Here is a 17704-nt window from a genome sequence, read left to right as displayed (position 1 = left end):
CATGACTGTGACCATGAAACTCGGTCAGTTGGCCGAGTTCCTCGGGGCTACGCTCAGTGGCCCTGCGGAGCTGGAAATCACCGGTCTGGCGACCCTTCAGGAAGCCGGGCCGGGTCAGTTGAGCTTTCTCGCCAATCCCCAGTACCGCAAGTACCTGGGGAGCAGCCACGCCGCTGCCGTGCTGCTCAAGGCCGGCGACGCCGAAGGCTTTGCCGGGCACGCGTTGATCGTCCCTGATCCGTACCTCGCCTATGCACGCATTTCCCACCTGTTCGATCCAAAACCGAAGGCTGTAGCGGGAATTCATCCCAGCGCCGTGGTTGCGGCCGACGCCAAGGTGGATGCCAGCGCCAGTGTCGGTGCCTGTGCAGTGATCGAGAGCGGGGCGCAGATCGGCCCGGGTGTGACCATTGGTGCCCAGTGCTTTATCGGTGCGCGTTGCGTAATCGGTGAAGGCGGTTGGCTGGCCCCGCGTGTCACCCTCTATCATGACGTGCGTATCGGTAAGCGTGTGGTGATTCAGTCGGGTGCGGTAATCGGCGGCGAAGGCTTCGGCTTTGCCAACGACAAAGGTGTATGGCAGAAAATCGCCCAGATCGGCGGGGTCAGTATCGGTGACGATGTCGAAATCGGCGTTAACACTGCGGTCGACCGTGGCGCGCTGGCAGACACCCGGATCGGCGACGGTGTCAAACTCGACAACCAGATCCAGATCGCGCATAACGTACAGATTGGTGATCACACGGCAATGGCGGCCTGCGTCGGCATTTCCGGCAGTACCAAGATCGGCAAGCATTGCACCATTGCCGGCGGTGTTGGCATGGTGGGGCATATCGATGTCTGCGACGGCGTTTTCGTATCCGGCATGACCATGGTCACGCGCTCGATCACCGAGCCTGGGGCTTATTCTTCCGGTACGGCGATGCAACCGCTGGGCGAGTGGCGCAAGAGTGCCGCACGGATTCGCCAGCTCGACGAGATGGCGAAACGCCTTCAACAGTTGGAAAAGCGTGTCGAGGTCGTGACCTCAGGCAGCCAGCCTTCATCAGAAGGCTGATACCATTTCCTGATCGAGAGTGAATAGCCGCAGGCTGACTCTTTGATTTGCAAAAGGAGCGCCTGGCGAACAAGCAGGCGCTCCCTATCTTTACTACAGGCTTCCCCCCGAAATGATGGACATCAACGAGATTCGCGAATACCTGCCTCACCGTTACCCGTTCCTGCTGGTGGACCGGGTAGTGGAACTGGACGTCGAGGCTCAGCGCATTCGTGCCTACAAGAATGTCAGCATCAACGAACCGTTCTTCAATGGCCACTTCCCGGCGCACCCGATCATGCCAGGCGTGCTCATCATTGAAGCCATGGCCCAGGCTGCCGGTATTCTCGGCTTCAAGATGCTCGACGTGAAACCTGCGGACGGCACCTTGTACTACTTCGTCGGCTCCGACAAGCTGCGCTTTCGCCAGCCGGTACTGCCGGGCGACCAGTTGATCCTTGAAGCCAAGTTCATCAGCTGCAAGCGTCAGATCTGGAAGTTCGAATGCCAGGCGTCGGTAGACGGCAAGCCAGTCTGCTCGGCTGAAATCATTTGTGCGGAACGTAAACTATGACGTTGATTGACCCTCGGGCAATCATCGATCCTTCGGCGAAGCTCGCCGATGGCGTCGAGGTCGGCCCTTGGTCGATCATCGGTGCCGGGGTCGAGATCGGGGAGGGGACCGTTATCGGTCCGCACGTGATTCTCAAAGGGCCGACCCGCATTGGCCGGCACAATCGCATCTACCAGTTTTCTTCGGTAGGCGAAGACACCCCGGACCTCAAGTACAAAGGCGAACCCACGCGTCTGGTGATCGGCGATCACAACGTCATTCGCGAAGGGGTGACCATTCACCGGGGTACCGTGCAGGATCGTTCGGAAACCACTCTGGGTGATCACAACCTGATCATGGCGTATGCCCACATCGGCCACGACAGCGTCATCGGCAACCATTGCATCCTGGTCAATAACACGGCGTTGGCCGGTCACGTTCATGTCGACGATTGGGCGATTCTCTCCGGATTCACCCTGGTGCACCAGTTCTGCCATATCGGCGCCCACAGCTTTTCCGGCATGGGTACTGCCATTGGCAAGGACGTACCGGCTTATGTAACCGTCTTTGGCAACCCGGCCGAAGCCCGCAGCATGAACTTCGAGGGTATGCGCCGTCGTGGTTTCAGTGAAGACGCCATTCATGCGCTGCGCCGGGCCTACAAAGTAGTCTATCGCCAGGGGCTTACGGTGGAACAGGCTATCGCCGAACTGGCCGAGCCTGCTGCGCAGTTTCCTGAAGTCGATGTGTTCCTCAAGTCGATCCAGAACTCCACTCGCGGCATCACGCGCTGATCATGGCTGAACTCTGTGTAGCGCTGGTGGCGGGTGAGGCCAGCGGCGACATTCTAGGTGCCGGGTTGATGCGTGCGCTTAAAGCGCGCCACCCTCAGGTGCGCTTTATCGGTGTCGGTGGGCCGTTGATGCAGGCCGAGGGCATGGTCTCGTACTTTCCCATGGAGCGCCTGGCCGTTATGGGCCTGGTCGAGGTGCTGGGTCGCCTGCGTGAACTGCTCAAGCGACGCAAGGCTCTGATCCAGACCCTGGTCGAGGAGCGTCCGGATGTGTTCATCGGCATCGACGCGCCTGACTTCACCCTCAATATCGAGTTGAACCTGCGCAAGGCCGGGATCAAGACGGTGCACTATGTCAGCCCGTCGGTCTGGGCCTGGCGGCAGAAGCGCGTGCTGAAGATCCGCGAAGGTTGCGACCTGATGCTGACCTTGTTGCCCTTCGAGGCGAAGTTCTACGAAGAGCAGGGTGTGCCGGTGCGCTTTGTCGGACATCCGCTGGCTGACACCATTCCCCTTGAAGCCGATCGCCGCGCTGCTCGCGAGCAGCTCGGGCTTGGCGATGGGCCGCTGGTGGCGTTGATGCCTGGCAGTCGTGGCGGTGAAGTGGGTCGCCTGGGTGCATTGTTTCTCGATACCGCACAGCGCCTGCGTGAGTTGGTGCCGGGTGTTCGCTTTGTTTCGCCTTGCGCCAATGCCGAGCGCCGTGCCCAGCTTGAGCAGATGCTCGAGGGGCGGGACCTGCCGCTCACTTTGCTCGACGGCCGTTCACACCAGGCCTTGGCGGCCTGCGACGCAGTGTTGATCGCGTCGGGTACGGCCACCCTGGAAGCGCTGTTGTTCAAGCGGCCGATGGTGGTCGCCTACCGCTTGGCGCCGTTGACTTACTGGATTCTCAAACGACTGGTCAAAAGCCCCTACGTCTCCCTGCCCAACCTGTTGGCCCAGCGCATGCTGGTCCCGGAGTTGCTGCAGGATGCCGCCACCCCTGAGGCACTGGCCCAGGCATTGGCACCGCTGGTCGAGGCCGGCGTGCAGCAGACCGAAGGGTTTGACCAGATTCACCGTACCCTGCGCCGCGACGCCTCGAATCAGGCGGCTGACGCGGTGCTGGCCCTGCTGGAAGCCCGATAGATGCAAATGGGACTGGATTTTACCCTGGTCGAAGACCTGGTTGCCGGCGTCGACGAAGTCGGCCGCGGCCCGCTGTGCGGTGCTGTCGTCACGGCAGCCGTGATTCTCGATCCACAGCGGCCGATTCTGGGTCTGAACGATTCGAAGAAACTCACCGAAGCACGTCGTGAAAAGCTGTTCGACGAAATTTGCGAGAAAGCCCTGAGCTTCTGCATCGCCCGTGCTGAAGTCGAAGAAATCGATGAGTTGAACATCCTGCATGCCACCATGCTGGCCATGCAGCGCGCGGTCGAAGGGCTGAGTGTCACGCCGAAACTGGCGCTGATCGACGGTAACCGTTGCCCCAAGCTGTCGGTGCCGTCGGCACCGGTGGTCAAAGGTGATAGCCAGGTACCGGCGATTGCTGCCGCCTCGATCCTGGCCAAGGTTACCCGCGACCGCGAGATGGCGGCATTCGAACTGATTTATCCGGGGTACGGCATCGGTGGCCACAAGGGTTACCCGACCCCGGTGCACCTTGAAGCCCTTGCACGGCTGGGGCCGACGCCGATTCATCGACGCTCCTTTGCGCCGGTACGTGCCGCGTATGAAGCCCGCGATGCAGTGAGCAACGGTTTCGCCGAGGTCTGAGGGCCCCGGGCAGGTTTCAGTCGTCAGGATCACCCTGTACCGGCTGATGTTTTGATCAAGGCCCGGTACAATCCGGGCCTTGTTGTTTTGTGCTGCTATAGGATCATCATGTCGGCTTCTTTCGTTCATCTTCGCCTGCACACCGAATTCTCCCTGGTCGATGGCCTGGTGCGGATCAAGCCGCTGGCCAAGGCACTGGCCTCGATGAACATGCCGGCCGTAGCCGTCACTGACCAGAGCAACATGTGCTCGCTGGTCAAGTTCTACAAAAACGCCATGGGTGCCGGGATCAAGCCGATCTGCGGCGTTGACCTGTGGTTGAGCAATGGCGATCCGGATGCGCCACTGGCGCGTATCTGCCTGCTCGCCATGGACCCGCAGGGCTACCGCAACCTCACCGAGTTGATCTCGCGTGGCTGGGTAGACGGCCAGCGCAACGGTCTGGTGATCATCGAGCGTGAGTGGATTGCCCCAGCCAGCGAAGGCGTCATTGCACTCTCGGCAGCGAGGGAAGGTGATATCGGCATGGCGTTGCTCAACGGCAACCCTGATGAAGCCGAGGCCTTGCTGCGTGACTGGATGGCGATGTTTCCCGATCGTTTCTATGTCGAGATCCAGCGCACCAACCGTGCCGGTGACGAAGAATACCTGCACGCCGCCGTTGCCCTGGCCGACAAGGTCGGTGCACCGCTGGTAGCGACCAACGATGTGCGCTTTATCAAGCAGTCGGACTACGACGCCCACGAAACCCGCGTTTGTATTGGCGAAGGCCGTGCGCTGGATGACCCTCGGCGCTCGCGCAACTACAGCGACCAACAGTACCTGAAAAGCCCGGAAGAGATGGCTGAGCTGTTCAGCGACCTGCCCGACGCGATTGCCAACACCGTCGAGATCGCCAAGCGCTGCAACATCCAGGTCCAACTGGGCAAGCACTTCCTGCCCGACTTCCCCACGCCCAACGGCATGGGTATCGACGATTACCTGCGCCACGTGTCGCACGAGGGGCTGGAAGAGCGCCTGGCGGTGCTGTGGCCCAAGGACACCACGCCCAACTATGAAGAAAAGCGTCAGGTCTACCTGGACCGGCTGAAGTTCGAGCTGGATATCATCATCCAGATGGGCTTCCCCGGTTACTTCCTGATCGTTATGGACTTCATCAAGTGGGCCAAGAACAACGGCGTTCCGGTAGGCCCGGGCCGGGGTTCGGGCGCCGGCTCGCTGGTCGCCTATGTGCTGAAAATTACCGACCTCGACCCGCTGGCCTATGACCTGCTGTTCGAACGCTTCCTCAACCCGGAACGGGTTTCCATGCCCGACTTCGACGTCGACTTCTGCATGGACGGTCGCGACCGGGTGATCGAGTACGTGGCCGACGCCTACGGCCGCAATGCCGTGAGTCAGATCATCACCTTCGGTACCATGGCCGCCAAGGCAGTGGTGCGCGACGTGGCGCGGGTGCAAGGCAAGTCTTACGGTCTGGCCGACCGTCTGTCGAAAATGATCCCCTTCGAAGTCGGCATGACCCTGGAAAAAGCCTACGAGCAGGAAGAGGTGCTGCGCGACTTCCTCAAAACCGATGAGGACGCCAAGGAAATCTGGGACATGGCCCTCAAGCTTGAGGGTGTCTGCCGTGGTACCGGTAAGCACGCCGGTGGTGTGGTTATCGCCCCGACCAAGCTCACCGATTTCTCGCCGATCGCCTGTGATGAAGAGGGTGGCGGCCTGGTTACCCAGTTCGACAAGGACGACGTTGAGGCAGCAGGCCTGGTGAAGTTCGACTTCCTTGGCCTGAGGACCCTGACCATCATCAAGTGGGCGATGGAAACCATCAACCGCGAGCAGGCCAAGCAAGGCCTGGATGACCTGAATATCGACTTCATCCCGCTGGATGACAAGAAAACCTACGACCTGCTGCAGAAAGCCGAAACCACTGCGGTATTCCAGCTTGAATCGCGCGGCATGAAAGAGCTGATCAAAAAGCTCAAGCCTGACTGCCTGGAAGACCTGATCGCACTGGTGGCGCTGTTCCGTCCGGGCCCGCTGCAATCGGGCATGGTGGACGACTTCATCAACCGTAAGCATGGTCGGGCCGAACTGGCCTATCCGCACTCGGACTATCAGTACGAGGGCCTCAAGCCCGTACTGGCACCGACCTACGGCATCATTCTGTATCAGGAACAGGTGATGCAGATTGCCCAGGTGATGGCCGGGTATACCCTGGGTGGTGCAGACATGCTGCGCCGGGCCATGGGTAAGAAAAAGCCCGAGGAAATGGCCAAGCAGCGCGGCGGTTTCATTGAAGGTTGTGCGACCAACAATATTGACCCGGATCTGGCGGGTAACATCTTCGACCTGGTGGAGAAATTCGCCGGTTACGGCTTCAACAAATCGCACTCCGCGGCCTATGGCCTGGTGTCTTATCAGACTGCCTGGTTGAAAACCCACCATCCTGCGCCGTTCATGGCGGCGGTGCTGTCGGCGGATATGCACAACACCGACAAGGTCGTGACCTTGATCGAAGAAGTGCGCAGCATGAAGCTGCGTCTTGATGCACCGGACGTAAACACCTCCGATTTCAAGTTCACGGTCAATGACGACGGCCGGATCGTGTACGGCTTGGGAGCAATCAAGGGCGTTGGTGAAGGGCCGGTGGAGGCAATCGTCGAAGCGCGTCGGGAAGGTCCGTTCAAGGACCTGTTCGACTTCTGCGAGCGGGTTGACCTCAAGCGCATCAACAAACGCACCCTGGATGCACTGGTGCGCAGCGGTGCCCTGGATCGCCTGGGGCCGTACTTCCACGATGAGATCAAGGCCTATCAGGCCAACATCGACCGCAACCGCGCGGTATTGCTGACCGCGATGGAAGAGGCGATCAAATCGGCCGAGCAAACCGCCCGTACCGCCGACAGCGGCCACGCCGACCTGTTCGGCGGGCTGTTTGTCGAAGAGGACGCCGATGTCTACGCCAATCACCGCAAAGCCCGTGAACTGACGCTCAAGGAGCGTCTGCGCGGCGAGAAGGACACCCTGGGCCTGTACCTCACCGGCCACCCGATTGACGAATACGAAGGTGAGATCCGGCGTTTCGCCCGCCAGCGCATCGTTGACCTGAAGCCGGCGCGCGATACCCAGACGGTCGCCGGCATGATCATTGCGCTGCGCGTCATGAAGAACAAGAAGGGTGACAAGATGGGATTCGTCACCCTCGACGACCGCTCCGGGCGCATCGAGGCCTCGTTGTTTGCCGATGCCTTCATGGCTGCGCAGGCCCTGTTGCAGACCGATGCGATGGTGGTGGTCGAAGGCGAGGTCAGCAACGATGACTTTTCCGGCGGCTTGCGCCTGCGGGTCAAGCGGGTCATGAGCATGGAAGATGCGCGTACCAACCTGGCGGAAAGCCTGCGCCTGAAGGTCAACACCGATGCGCTCAAAGGCGATCGGCTGAGCTGGCTGGGTGAGCTGTTCAAGCGCCATCGTGGTGCCTGCCCGATCACCATGGAGTACACCGGCAATGACGCCAAAGCCATGCTGCAGTTTGGTGAAGGCTGGCGAATCGACCCGGCAGACGGCCTGATTCAGGCGCTGCGTGACCAGTTCGGGCGTGAGAACGTCTTTTTGCAATATCGATGAATTTTTAATCTCGACCTGAACGCGCCTGATCCCTTAAGGTAGGGCGCCAAACGGATCAACCGGCCGGCCGCCTGGCCGTAGACCCAAGACGGATGCCTATGAACCCGAATTTTCTGGATTTCGAACAGCCGATTGCTGACCTGCAAGCCAAGATCGAAGAGCTGCGCCTGGTCGGCAATGACAACTCGCTGAACATCGGCGATGAAATCGCCCGTCTGCAAGACAAGAGCAGCACCCTGACCGAAAGCATCTTCGGCAACCTGACCAGCTGGCAAATTGCCCGTCTGGCCCGTCACCCCCGTCGTCCCTACACCCTGGACTACATCGACCACATCTTCACCGAGTTCGACGAGCTGCACGGCGATCGGCATTTTGCCGATGACGCTGCCATCGTTGGTGGTATCGCGCGTCTGGATGACAAGCCAGTGATGGTCATCGGTCACCAGAAAGGCCGGGAAGTGCGTGAGAAGGTTCGCCGCAACTTTGGTATGCCGCGTCCGGAAGGTTACCGTAAGGCTTGCCGCCTGATGGAAATGGCCGAGCGCTTCAAGATGCCGATCCTGACCTTCATCGATACGCCGGGCGCCTACCCGGGTATCGACGCCGAAGAGCGTAACCAGAGCGAGGCGATTGCCTGGAACCTGCGCGTCATGGCACGCCTGAAGACCCCGATCATCGCCACCGTTATCGGTGAAGGTGGCTCGGGTGGCGCATTGGCCATCGGTGTGTGCGATCAGTTGAACATGCTGCAGTACTCCACCTACTCGGTGATCTCGCCAGAAGGCTGCGCCTCGATTCTGTGGAAGACCGCCGAGAAGGCGTCGGACGCAGCCGAAGCCATGGGTATCACCGCTGAGCGTCTCAAGGGCCTGGGAATTGTCGATAAGGTCATTCCCGAGCCGCTGGGCGGCGCTCACCGTGATCCGGCAAAAATGTCGGGCGCTATCCGTGGCGAACTGATCGAACAGCTGGACATGCTCAAGAAGTTCGACAACGACGCGCTGCTCAAGCGCCGTTATGACCGCCTGATGAGCTACGGCCTCTGATCTGAGGTTAGCTGCCGGGGCTGCTTCGCAGCCCATCGCCGGCAACGCCGGCTCCCACAGGAAAGAACGTGTAGGAGCTGGCAAAGCCTGCGATCGAGCGTAAAGCGCTCGCAAAAGAGGCGCCTGCGATGATTGATCTCTACCCAAGACTCACTCCCTGGCTTCACGCCCCCGCCTGGTGCGTCGCGCTCTCCGGCGGCCTCGACTCCACGGTCCTTCTGCACCTGCTTGCACGTCTGTCCCGTCAGCACTCGTTACCCCCTCTTCGTGCCATCCACATCCACCACGGCCTGCAAGCTGCGGCCGACGCCTGGCCAGCCCATTGCAAGCGTCTGTGCGACGATCTTGGCGTCGATCTGCACGTCATTCACGTCACGGTCGTCCCCGGCGCCAGCCTCGAGCAGGGCGCTCGGGATGCACGCTACGCGGCTTTTGCCGAGGCCCTGCGTCCAGGCGAAGTGCTGCTGACCGGGCAACACCGCGAAGACCAGGCCGAAACTCTGTTGTTCCGGCTGCTGCGTGGGGCCGGTGTGCGCGGTCTGAGCGCGATGCCGGCCCAGCGTGTATTGGGGCAGGGGGTGCTGGTGCGGCCTTTGCTCGACGTATCACGCGCGGCACTGGAGGCCTACGCCGCTGGGCAGCGGTTCATGTGGGTGGAAGACCCCTCCAATGGTGACACGCGGTATTCGCGTAACTATTTGCGTCACGCGGTGTTTCCGGTGTTGCGCCAGCGCTGGCCGCATGTTGCGCAAAATCTGGCGCGCGCCGCCGAGCACCTGAGTGAGGCTCAGGGCCTGCTCGATGAGCTGGCTGTCGCCGACTTGCAACAGGCCTCGACGCCCTGCGGCTTTGACTGGCTGTGCCTGGCTTCGCTGGACCTGGCGGTGTTGCGGGGATTGTCACCGGCGCGCCAGCGCAATGCGTTGCAGTACTGGTTGGCCAAGCGTACCCGTCTGCCAGATGCCCGGCACTGGGCTGGCTGGGAGGCCCTGCGTGATGCCTCAGGCGACGGACGGCCGTGCTGGCGCCTGACCGATGGTGAACTGCACCGTGGCAATGAACGCATCTGGTGGCTGTCCGACGACTGGTTGCAGGCCCCGCAGGGGCAGGGTTGGGAAGATCCTGCGCAACGATTGGCATTGCCGGGCAACGGCAGCCTGCAGCTGAGCGGCATGATGCCGCAGGGGCCGTTGCGCATTGCCTATCGCCAAGGCGGTGAAAGCCTGCAGATTGCCGGGCGCGGCAGGCGTGACCTGAAGCGCCTGCTCAACGAGTTGCAGGTGCCTGCATTTGTTCGCTCGCGCCTGCCGTTGCTCTATCGCGACGATCAACTGCTGGCGGTGGCTAACCTGCCGGAACTGAGTCAGGGCGACTGGCAATTACATTGGTGTGTACCGACGAGCGCGCAAGGTTTGAGATGAAAGGCACATTCCGGTAGACTACGCTCCCTTCTTGATACAACTTCTGTGGCTTCCCTGAAATCACGGCAGTTGCCGATTACCAAGCAGTTTTTTGCTGGGCGATTCTAAAAATGTGTAGCGAGCTCCGTACCGGGTCGAAAGCCCCCGGTCTGTCCAGACGCGGCAGTTTTTTAAGTAGCACTGTGATTGACGCAGGTGATCGGGGGCTTCGGCCTTCCTTCGCTTTCCCCGGCGGCGCAGACCGCTTTAACGCAGACTTCTAGGGTTTTTCATGACGCGCTACATATTCGTCACGGGCGGTGTTGTTTCTTCATTGGGGAAAGGCATTGCCTCGGCTTCATTGGCGGCCATCCTGGAGGCGCGGGGGCTCAAGGTCACCATGCTCAAGCTGGACCCGTACATCAACGTCGACCCGGGCACCATGAGCCCGTTCCAGCACGGTGAAGTGTTCGTCACCCACGACGGCGCCGAGACCGACCTGGACCTGGGCCACTACGAGCGGTTCATCCGCACGACCATGACCCAGAACAACAACTTCACCACCGGCCGTATCTACGAGCACGTGCTGCGCAAAGAGCGTCGTGGTGATTATCTGGGCGCGACCATCCAGGTCATTCCGCACATCACCGACGAGATCAAGCGCCGCATCATCAAGGGCGCCGGCGATGCCGACGTGGCCCTGGTGGAAATCGGCGGTACCGTGGGTGACATCGAGTCGCAACCGTTCCTCGAGGCCATCCGTCAGTTGCGCGTTGAAGTGGGCTCCAAGCGCGCCATGCTCATGCACCTGACCCTGGTTCCGTATATCGCCACCGCAGGCGAAACCAAGACCAAGCCGACCCAGCACTCGGTCAAGGAACTGCGCTCGATCGGCCTGCAGCCTGACGTGCTGATCTGCCGTTCCGACCACCCGGTCGACGTTTCGTCGCGCCGCAAGATTGCCTTGTTCACCAACGTTGAAGAACGTGCGGTGATCTCCCTGGAAGACGTCGACACCATCTACAAGATCCCGGCCGTGCTGCACGCCCAGGGCCTGGATGATTTCGTCGTCGAACGCTTTGGCCTGCAGTGCAACGGCGCTGACCTCTCCGAGTGGGAAAAGGTCGTCGATGCCAAGCTCAATCCAGAGCACGAAGTGACCATCGCCATGGTCGGCAAGTACATGGAGCTGCTGGATGCCTACAAGTCGCTGATCGAAGCGATGAGCCATGCCGGTATCCAGAACCGTACCAAGGTCAACCTGCGTTACATCGACTCCGAAGACATCGAGAACCAGGGCACCAGCCTGCTCGAAGGTGCCGATGCCATCCTGGTACCGGGCGGCTTCGGTCTGCGCGGTGTCGAAGGCAAGATCACTGCCGTGCAGTACGCTCGTGAGAACAAAGTGCCTTACCTGGGTATCTGCCTGGGCATGCAGGTGGCGGTCATCGAGTTCGCCCGTAATGTCATGGGCTGGAAAGATGCCAACTCCACCGAGTTCGATCGCAACAGCGGTCACCCGGTCGTCGGCCTGATCACCGAGTGGGAAGATGCCACAGGCGCGGTCGAAACCCGTACCGAAGCGTCCGATCTGGGCGGCACCATGCGTCTGGGTGCCCAGGAGTGCCAGCTGGAAAGCGGCTCCAAGGTTCATGACTGCTACGCCAAGGATGTAATCGTAGAGCGTCATCGTCATCGCTACGAAGTGAACAACAAGCTGCTGCCGCAACTGGTCGACGCCGGCCTGAAAGTCTCCGGTCGTTCCGGTGATGGTGCGCTGGTCGAAGTGGTTGAGTCCCAGGATCACCCATGGTTCGTCGCTTGCCAGTTCCACCCGGAGTTCACTTCGACCCCGCGTGACGGCCATCCGCTGTTCAGCGGTTTCGTCAAGGCAGCACTGGCTCAAAAGAACAAGGCCTGATCCATGACCCAGAAGATCATTCGCGTCGGTAACATCGAGATCGCCAACGACAAGCCGTTCGTTCTGTTCGGCGGCATGAACGTACTGGAATCCCGTGATCTGGCCATGAAGGTCTGTGAAGAATATGTACGGGTTACCGAGAAGCTCGGTATCCCTTACGTGTTCAAGGCCAGCTTCGACAAGGCCAACCGTTCGTCGATCAACTCGTACCGTGGCCCGGGCCTGGAAGCGGGGATGAAGATCTTCGAAGAGATCAAGCGCACCTTCAATGTGCCGGTTATCACCGACGTGCACGAGCCGGATCAGGCGCAAGCCGTGGCAGACGTCTGTGACATCATCCAGCTGCCGGCGTTTCTGTCGCGTCAGACCGACCTGGTAGTGGCCATGGCCAAGACCGGGGCGGTGATCAACATCAAGAAGGCCCAGTTCCTCGCACCTCAGGAAATGAAACACATCCTGACCAAGTGCGAAGAAGCCGGTAATGATCAATTGATCCTCTGCGAGCGCGGATCGAGCTTCGGCTACAACAACCTTGTGGTCGACATGCTCGGCTTCGGCATCATGAAGCAGTTCGAATACCCGGTGTTCTTCGACGTAACCCATGCCCTGCAAATGCCGGGTGGTCGCGCCGATTCCGCCGGCGGCCGTCGTGCCCAGGTCACCGACCTGGCCAAGGCGGGCCTCAGCCAGGGCCTGGCCGGGCTTTTCCTCGAAGCCCACCCGGACCCGGACAACGCCAAGTGCGACGGTCCATGCGCCCTGCGCCTGGACAAACTGGAGCCATTCCTGGCCCAGCTCAAGCAACTGGACGATCTGGTGAAGAGTTTTCCGACGGTAGAAACCGCGTAATCCTCAATTCTCCGGTAAAGTACCGCCCGTTCAACCCCTGACCTTCGGGTCAGGGGCACGCCATCGTCAGGCCTGCCCGTTTTCAACAGCCAGGCGAACGGCAAAGATTTTTTTCAGCTGCGTTGTTTTCGTCAATTCTGGAGTGCTTACAACAATGGCAAAAATCGTCGACATCAAAGGTCGTGAAGTTCTCGATTCGCGTGGTAACCCTACCGTAGAAGCGGACGTACTGCTCGACAACGGCATCATCGGCAGCGCTTGCGCGCCGTCCGGTGCTTCCACTGGCTCGCGCGAAGCGCTGGAGCTGCGTGATGGCGACAAGAGCCGTTACATGGGTAAAGGCGTACTGAAAGCCGTTGCCAACATCAACGGCCCGATTCGCGACCTGCTGCTGGGCAAAGACCCGGTTGACCAGAAAGCCCTCGACCACGCCATGATCAAGCTGGACGGTACCGAGAACAAGGCCAGCCTGGGCGCCAACGCCATTCTGGCTGTTTCCCTGGCTGCTGCCAAAGCCGCTGCCCAGGATCAGGACCTGCCGCTCTACGCGCACATCGCCAACCTGAACGGCACCCCAGGCCAGTATTCGATGCCGGTCCCGATGATGAACATCATCAACGGTGGCGAGCACGCCGATAACAACGTCGACATCCAGGAGTTCATGGTTCAGCCGGTTGGCGCCAAGACCTTCTCCGACGGCCTGCGCATGGGCACCGAAATTTTCCATCACCTCAAAGCCGTGCTCAAGGCCCGTGGCCTGAACACTGCAGTGGGTGACGAAGGTGGTTTCGCGCCTAACCTGGCTTCCAACGAAGACGCCCTCGGCGCCATCGCCGAAGCCGTAGCCAACGCTGGCTACAAGCTGGGCACCGACGTGACCCTGGCCCTGGACTGCGCGGCCAGCGAGTTCTACGAAGACGGCAAGTACAACCTGTCCGGTGAAGGCAAGTCGTTCGACGCTGAAGGTTTTGCCGAGTACCTGAAAGGCCTGACCGAGCGCTTCCCGATCATCTCGATCGAAGATGGCCTGGACGAGTCCGACTGGGCAGGCTGGAAGATTCTCACCGACAAGATCGGCGCCAAGGTGCAACTGGTGGGCGACGACCTGTTCGTCACCAACACCAAGATCCTTAAAGAAGGCATCGACAAGCAGATCGGCAACTCGATCCTGATCAAGTTCAACCAGATCGGCTCGCTGACTGAAACCCTGGAAGCCATCCAGATGGCCAAGGCTGCCGGTTACACTGCGGTGATCTCGCACCGTTCGGGCGAAACCGAAGATTCGACCATCGCCGACCTGGCCGTCGGTACTGCTGCTGGCCAGATCAAAACCGGCTCGCTGTGCCGTTCCGACCGCGTTTCCAAGTACAACCAGCTGCTGCGTATCGAAGAGCAACTGGGCAGCAAGGCTGTGTACCGTGGTCGCGCCGAGTTTCGCGGCTAAGCAAGAGATGGTAAAAAGACAGCAGCTAACGTTCGCTGAACAGCCATACTGACGGTTCAGCGACGTCATGCAGCAGGTCTGACTCCACAAAGCCTGGCTTCGGCCAGGCTTCGTGCCATCAGAGCCCTGCTGAGGCGGCGGTTTTTTTCCACTGGATACCCTGATGCGCAGTCCCTATTGGTTGTTCCTCGTCCTGCTTCTGCTGCTCGGTGGCTTGCAATATCGCCTGTGGGTGGGCAATGGCAGCCTGGCCCAGGTCACCGAACTCAAGCAACAGATTGCCGACCAGCACGCCGAAAACGAGCGTCTGCTGGAACGCAACCGCGTGCTTGATGCAGAGGTTCTGGAGTTGAAGAAAGGTATGGAAACCGTCGAAGAACGGGCTCGCCATGAACTGGGTATGGTCAAAGAGGGCGAAACCCTCTTCCAGCTGGCCCAATGATCCAGACCTTGCCGGCCTTCTGGGCCGTTATTCCCGCCGCGGGCGTTGGCGCCCGCATGGCTGCCGACCGGCCCAAGCAGTACCTGCAACTGGGCGGACAGACCATCCTCGAGCATAGTCTCGACTGTTTTCTCGACCATCCCTGTGTCAAAGGGGTGGTGGTCAGTGTCGCTGCTGACGATCCTTACTGGCCAGGCCTGCGTTGTGCCACTGATCCGCGCATTCAACGGGCAGAGGGTGGCCAGGAGCGTGCCGATTCGGTCCTGAATGCCCTTTTGTTACTGCATGCCCAAGGCGCAGCCGACAGCGATTGGGTGCTTGTGCACGATGCGGCACGGCCCAACCTTGCGCGAAGCGACCTTGACCGCTTGCTGGGTGAACTGGCCGACGATCCTGTCGGCGGGCTGCTGGCGGTACCGGCACGAGACACGCTCAAGCGGGCGAGCGCCGATGGCCGCGTGCGCAAGACGATTGACCGCAGCACCGTCTGGCAGGCTTACACCCCGCAGATGTTTCGTCTCGGCGCCCTGCATCGGGCGCTTGCCGATAGCCTGGTCGCGGATGTAGCGATTACCGACGAGTCTTCGGCTATAGAGTGGGCCGGGCATTCGCCACGGTTGATAGAAGGGCGCAGCGACAACATCAAGGTCACGCGTCCGGAAGACCTGGAGTATTTGCGTCAGCGCTGGGCCAAGCGTGGCTGAGGCACGTCAGGCGACCCGGTATTCGGGCAAGCCTGCCAGCCCTTCACGCAGATAGTCCACCAGCTTGCGCACCTTCGGTGACAAATGCCGCTGTTGCGGGTAAAGCGCCCATACCGCCGTGTTAGGCGGCTGTTGGGCCTCGAGCAGAGAAACCAGCGCTCCGGTGTTCAAGTGTTCGAGCACGTAGTAGTCGGGTAACTGGCACAATCCCATCCCTTGCAACGCCGCATCCAGCACCGCCTGGCCGCTGTTGCAGCGCCAGTTGCCCTGAACCCGCACACTCTGCTCGCGCCCCTCTTGCTGCAATGTCCAGATATCCGAACTGCCGATCAGGCAGTTATGCCGGGCCAACTCCGACAGGCTGTGGGGCCGTCCGTAGCGCTCAAGGTAGGCTGGTGAGGCGCACAGGTACATGCGCCGAGGGGCCAGGCGAGTGGCCACCAGGCGCGAGTCCTGCAGGCGGCCCAGGCGAATGGCCAGGTCCATGCCTTCGTGAAGCAGGTCGAGCGTGCGGTTGCTCAGTTCGATATCAACGCGCAGTTGCGGGTAGGCCGCCATGAAGCGTGTCACCAGTGGCACTATAAAGCGTTCGCCATAGGCCACCGCGCAGGTCATGCGCAGCAATCCCTTGGGTTCGCTGGTGAGGTCGCCCATGGCACGCAGGGCCTCCTCACGACCATCTTGCAGGCGCTGGCAATGTTGCAGAAAGGTGTGGCCGGCTTCGGTCAGGGTCACTTTGCGCGTGCTGCGGTAGAGCAGGCGGGTTTGCAGGCGGTCCTCCAGGCGGGCGATCTGACGGCTGATATGCGACGACGATACCCCAAGGCGCTCTGCGGCTGCGGTGAACTGTCCTGATTCGGCCACGGCAACAAACTCATCGATGCCTTCCCAGCGACTGCTCATTGATTATCCCTGTATAGCAATAATGTTTTGTCTTTGGCCTGATTATTAATCAAATGGTGATGAATTACACTTTGAGCTTGAACTGAACCCTTGCTGGAGAAGATTGATGATCAAGTCCCGTGCCGCCGTTGCCTTCGAGGCCAAGAAACCGCTGGAGATCGTTGAAGTCGACGTGGCCATGCCCAAGGCAGGCGAAGTGCTTTTGCGCGTTGTCGCCAGCGGTGTCTGCCACACCGATGCCTACACGCTGTCCGGTGCGGACCCTGAAGGCATCTTCCCGTCGATTCTGGGCCACGAAGGCGGCGCTATCGTCGAGGCGATCGGTGAGGGAGTCACCTCGGTGGCGGTGGGCGACCATGTGATCCCGCTGTACACCCCGGAGTGCGGTCAGTGCAAATTCTGCCGCTCCGGCAAGACCAACCTGTGCCAGGCGATTCGCGCCACGCAAGGCAAGGGCCTGATGCCGGATGGCACCACGCGCTTCTCTTACAAAGGTCAGCAGCTGTTCCATTACATGGGTACGTCGACGTTCTCCGAGTACACCGTGCTGCCGGAAATTTCTGTAGCCAAGATCCAGAAAGAAGCCCCGCTGGAGAAGGTTTGCCTGCTGGGTTGTGGCGTCACTACCGGGATCGGCGCTGTGCTGAACACCGCCAAGGTCAAGCCGGGCGACACCGTTGCCATCTTCGGTCTGGGCGGCATTGGCCTCTCGGCGATCATTGGTGCGGTCAAAGCCAAGGCATCGCGGATCATTGCCGTGGATATCAACCCGGGCAAGTTCGAGATCGCCAAACAGCTGGGTGCCACCGATTGCGTCAACCCGAAGGACTACGACCGTCCGATTCAGGAAGTCATCGTTGATCTTACCGACGGTGGTGTGGATTTCTCCTTCGAGTGCGTAGGTAATGTGCAGCTGATGCGCGCGGCACTTGAATGCTGCCACAAGGGCTGGGGCGAGTCGGTCATCATTGGTGTCGCCGGCGCAGGCCAGGAAATCGCCACGCGTCCATTCCAGCTGGTGACCGGCCGCGTATGGCGCGGTTCGGCGTTTGGTGGCGTGCGTGGCCGCAGCGAGCTGCCAAGCTACGTGGAAATGTCGGAAAAGGGCGAGATCCCGCTGGATACCTTCATCACCCATACCATGGGCCTGGAAGACATCAACAAGGCCTTTGACCTGATGCATGAAGGCAAGAGCATCCGTAGCGTCATCCATTTCTGAGGT

At 60.5% G+C, this 17704-nt stretch carries 15 protein-coding genes; 14 read left to right on the top strand and 1 reads right to left on the bottom strand.

Annotation, left to right across the window (positions count from 1 at the left end; translation table 11 throughout):
• The first annotated feature begins 1 nt into the window (after window position 1).
• The 13 genes from lpxD to ispD all read left to right on the top strand — a co-directional run bounded on the left by lpxD (window position 2) and on the right by ispD (window position 15579).
• Window positions 2-1057, top strand: a complete 1056-nt coding sequence (gene lpxD, locus DM813_RS05565) for a UDP-3-O-(3-hydroxymyristoyl)glucosamine N-acyltransferase (RefSeq protein WP_128322420.1) — start codon at window positions 2-4, stop codon at window positions 1055-1057.
• Between the two features lie 112 nt (window positions 1058-1169).
• Window positions 1170-1610 carry a 3-hydroxyacyl-ACP dehydratase FabZ gene (gene fabZ / locus DM813_RS05560; protein ID WP_010224833.1) on the top strand — a complete coding sequence of 147 codons (441 nt, stop codon included), beginning with the start codon at window positions 1170-1172 and terminating at the stop codon, window positions 1608-1610.
• Window positions 1607-2383, top strand: a complete 777-nt coding sequence (gene lpxA, locus DM813_RS05555) for an acyl-ACP--UDP-N-acetylglucosamine O-acyltransferase (protein WP_128322419.1) — start codon at window positions 1607-1609, stop codon at window positions 2381-2383. Before fabZ ends, lpxA begins: the two co-directional genes overlap by 4 nt.
• Window positions 2384-2385: 2 nt before the next feature.
• The gene (gene lpxB / locus DM813_RS05550) at window positions 2386-3513 is read left to right on the top strand and encodes a lipid-A-disaccharide synthase (protein WP_128322418.1); all 1128 of its coding nucleotides are present in this window, start codon (window positions 2386-2388) and stop codon (window positions 3511-3513) included.
• On the top strand, window positions 3514-4143 hold the full coding sequence (gene rnhB, locus DM813_RS05545; protein ID WP_128322417.1) for a ribonuclease HII: 630 nt from the start codon (window positions 3514-3516) through the stop codon (window positions 4141-4143). It begins immediately after the preceding gene.
• A 108-nt stretch (window positions 4144-4251) separates the two neighbouring features.
• Entirely contained in the window at window positions 4252-7773 is a 3522-nt protein-coding gene (dnaE, locus tag DM813_RS05540; RefSeq protein ID WP_128322416.1) for a DNA polymerase III subunit alpha, read from the top strand.
• A 98-nt stretch (window positions 7774-7871) separates the two neighbouring features.
• A complete protein-coding gene (locus DM813_RS05535; protein WP_128322415.1) occupies window positions 7872-8819 on the top strand; it encodes an acetyl-CoA carboxylase carboxyltransferase subunit alpha in 948 nt (315 codons plus the stop codon).
• Window positions 8820-8947: 128 nt separating this feature from the next.
• Entirely contained in the window at window positions 8948-10240 is a 1293-nt protein-coding gene (tilS, locus tag DM813_RS05530; RefSeq protein WP_128322414.1) for a tRNA lysidine(34) synthetase TilS, read from the top strand.
• Window positions 10241-10511: 271 nt separating this feature from the next.
• On the top strand, window positions 10512-12140 hold the full coding sequence (locus DM813_RS05525) for a CTP synthase (RefSeq protein ID WP_128322413.1): 1629 nt from the start codon (window positions 10512-10514) through the stop codon (window positions 12138-12140).
• A gap of 3 nt (window positions 12141-12143) precedes the next feature.
• A complete protein-coding gene (kdsA, locus tag DM813_RS05520; protein ID WP_128322412.1) occupies window positions 12144-12989 on the top strand; it encodes a 3-deoxy-8-phosphooctulonate synthase in 846 nt (281 codons plus the stop codon).
• 154 nt (window positions 12990-13143) lie between these two features.
• A complete protein-coding gene (gene eno, locus DM813_RS05515) occupies window positions 13144-14433 on the top strand; it encodes a phosphopyruvate hydratase (protein WP_128322411.1) in 1290 nt (429 codons plus the stop codon).
• 163 nt (window positions 14434-14596) lie between these two features.
• Complete coding sequence (gene ftsB, locus DM813_RS05510; RefSeq protein WP_128322410.1) at window positions 14597-14875, top strand: cell division protein FtsB; 279 nt, start codon at window positions 14597-14599, stop codon at window positions 14873-14875.
• Complete coding sequence (ispD, locus tag DM813_RS05505) at window positions 14872-15579, top strand: 2-C-methyl-D-erythritol 4-phosphate cytidylyltransferase (protein WP_128322409.1); 708 nt, start codon at window positions 14872-14874, stop codon at window positions 15577-15579. The genes ftsB and ispD overlap by 4 nt, the downstream gene beginning before the upstream one ends.
• A gap of 6 nt (window positions 15580-15585) precedes the next feature.
• Here the strand turns inward: ispD and DM813_RS05500 are convergent, their stop codons facing one another.
• A complete protein-coding gene (locus DM813_RS05500; protein ID WP_128322408.1) occupies window positions 15586-16482 on the bottom strand; it encodes a LysR substrate-binding domain-containing protein in 897 nt (298 codons plus the stop codon).
• 106 nt (window positions 16483-16588) lie between these two features.
• On the opposite strand from DM813_RS05500, the gene DM813_RS05495 reads away from it, so the two are divergent.
• Window positions 16589-17701 carry an S-(hydroxymethyl)glutathione dehydrogenase/class III alcohol dehydrogenase gene (locus DM813_RS05495; RefSeq protein ID WP_128322407.1) on the top strand — a complete coding sequence of 371 codons (1113 nt, stop codon included), beginning with the start codon at window positions 16589-16591 and terminating at the stop codon, window positions 17699-17701.
• Window positions 17702-17704 lie beyond the last annotated feature (3 nt).

The organism is Pseudomonas alkylphenolica (assembly GCF_004025535.1).
Lineage (GTDB): Bacteria > Pseudomonadota > Gammaproteobacteria > Pseudomonadales > Pseudomonadaceae > Aquipseudomonas > Aquipseudomonas alkylphenolica_A.
The sequence above is the reverse complement of the archived record's forward strand: the minus strand, read 5'-3'. Positions and strand labels throughout refer to the sequence as shown.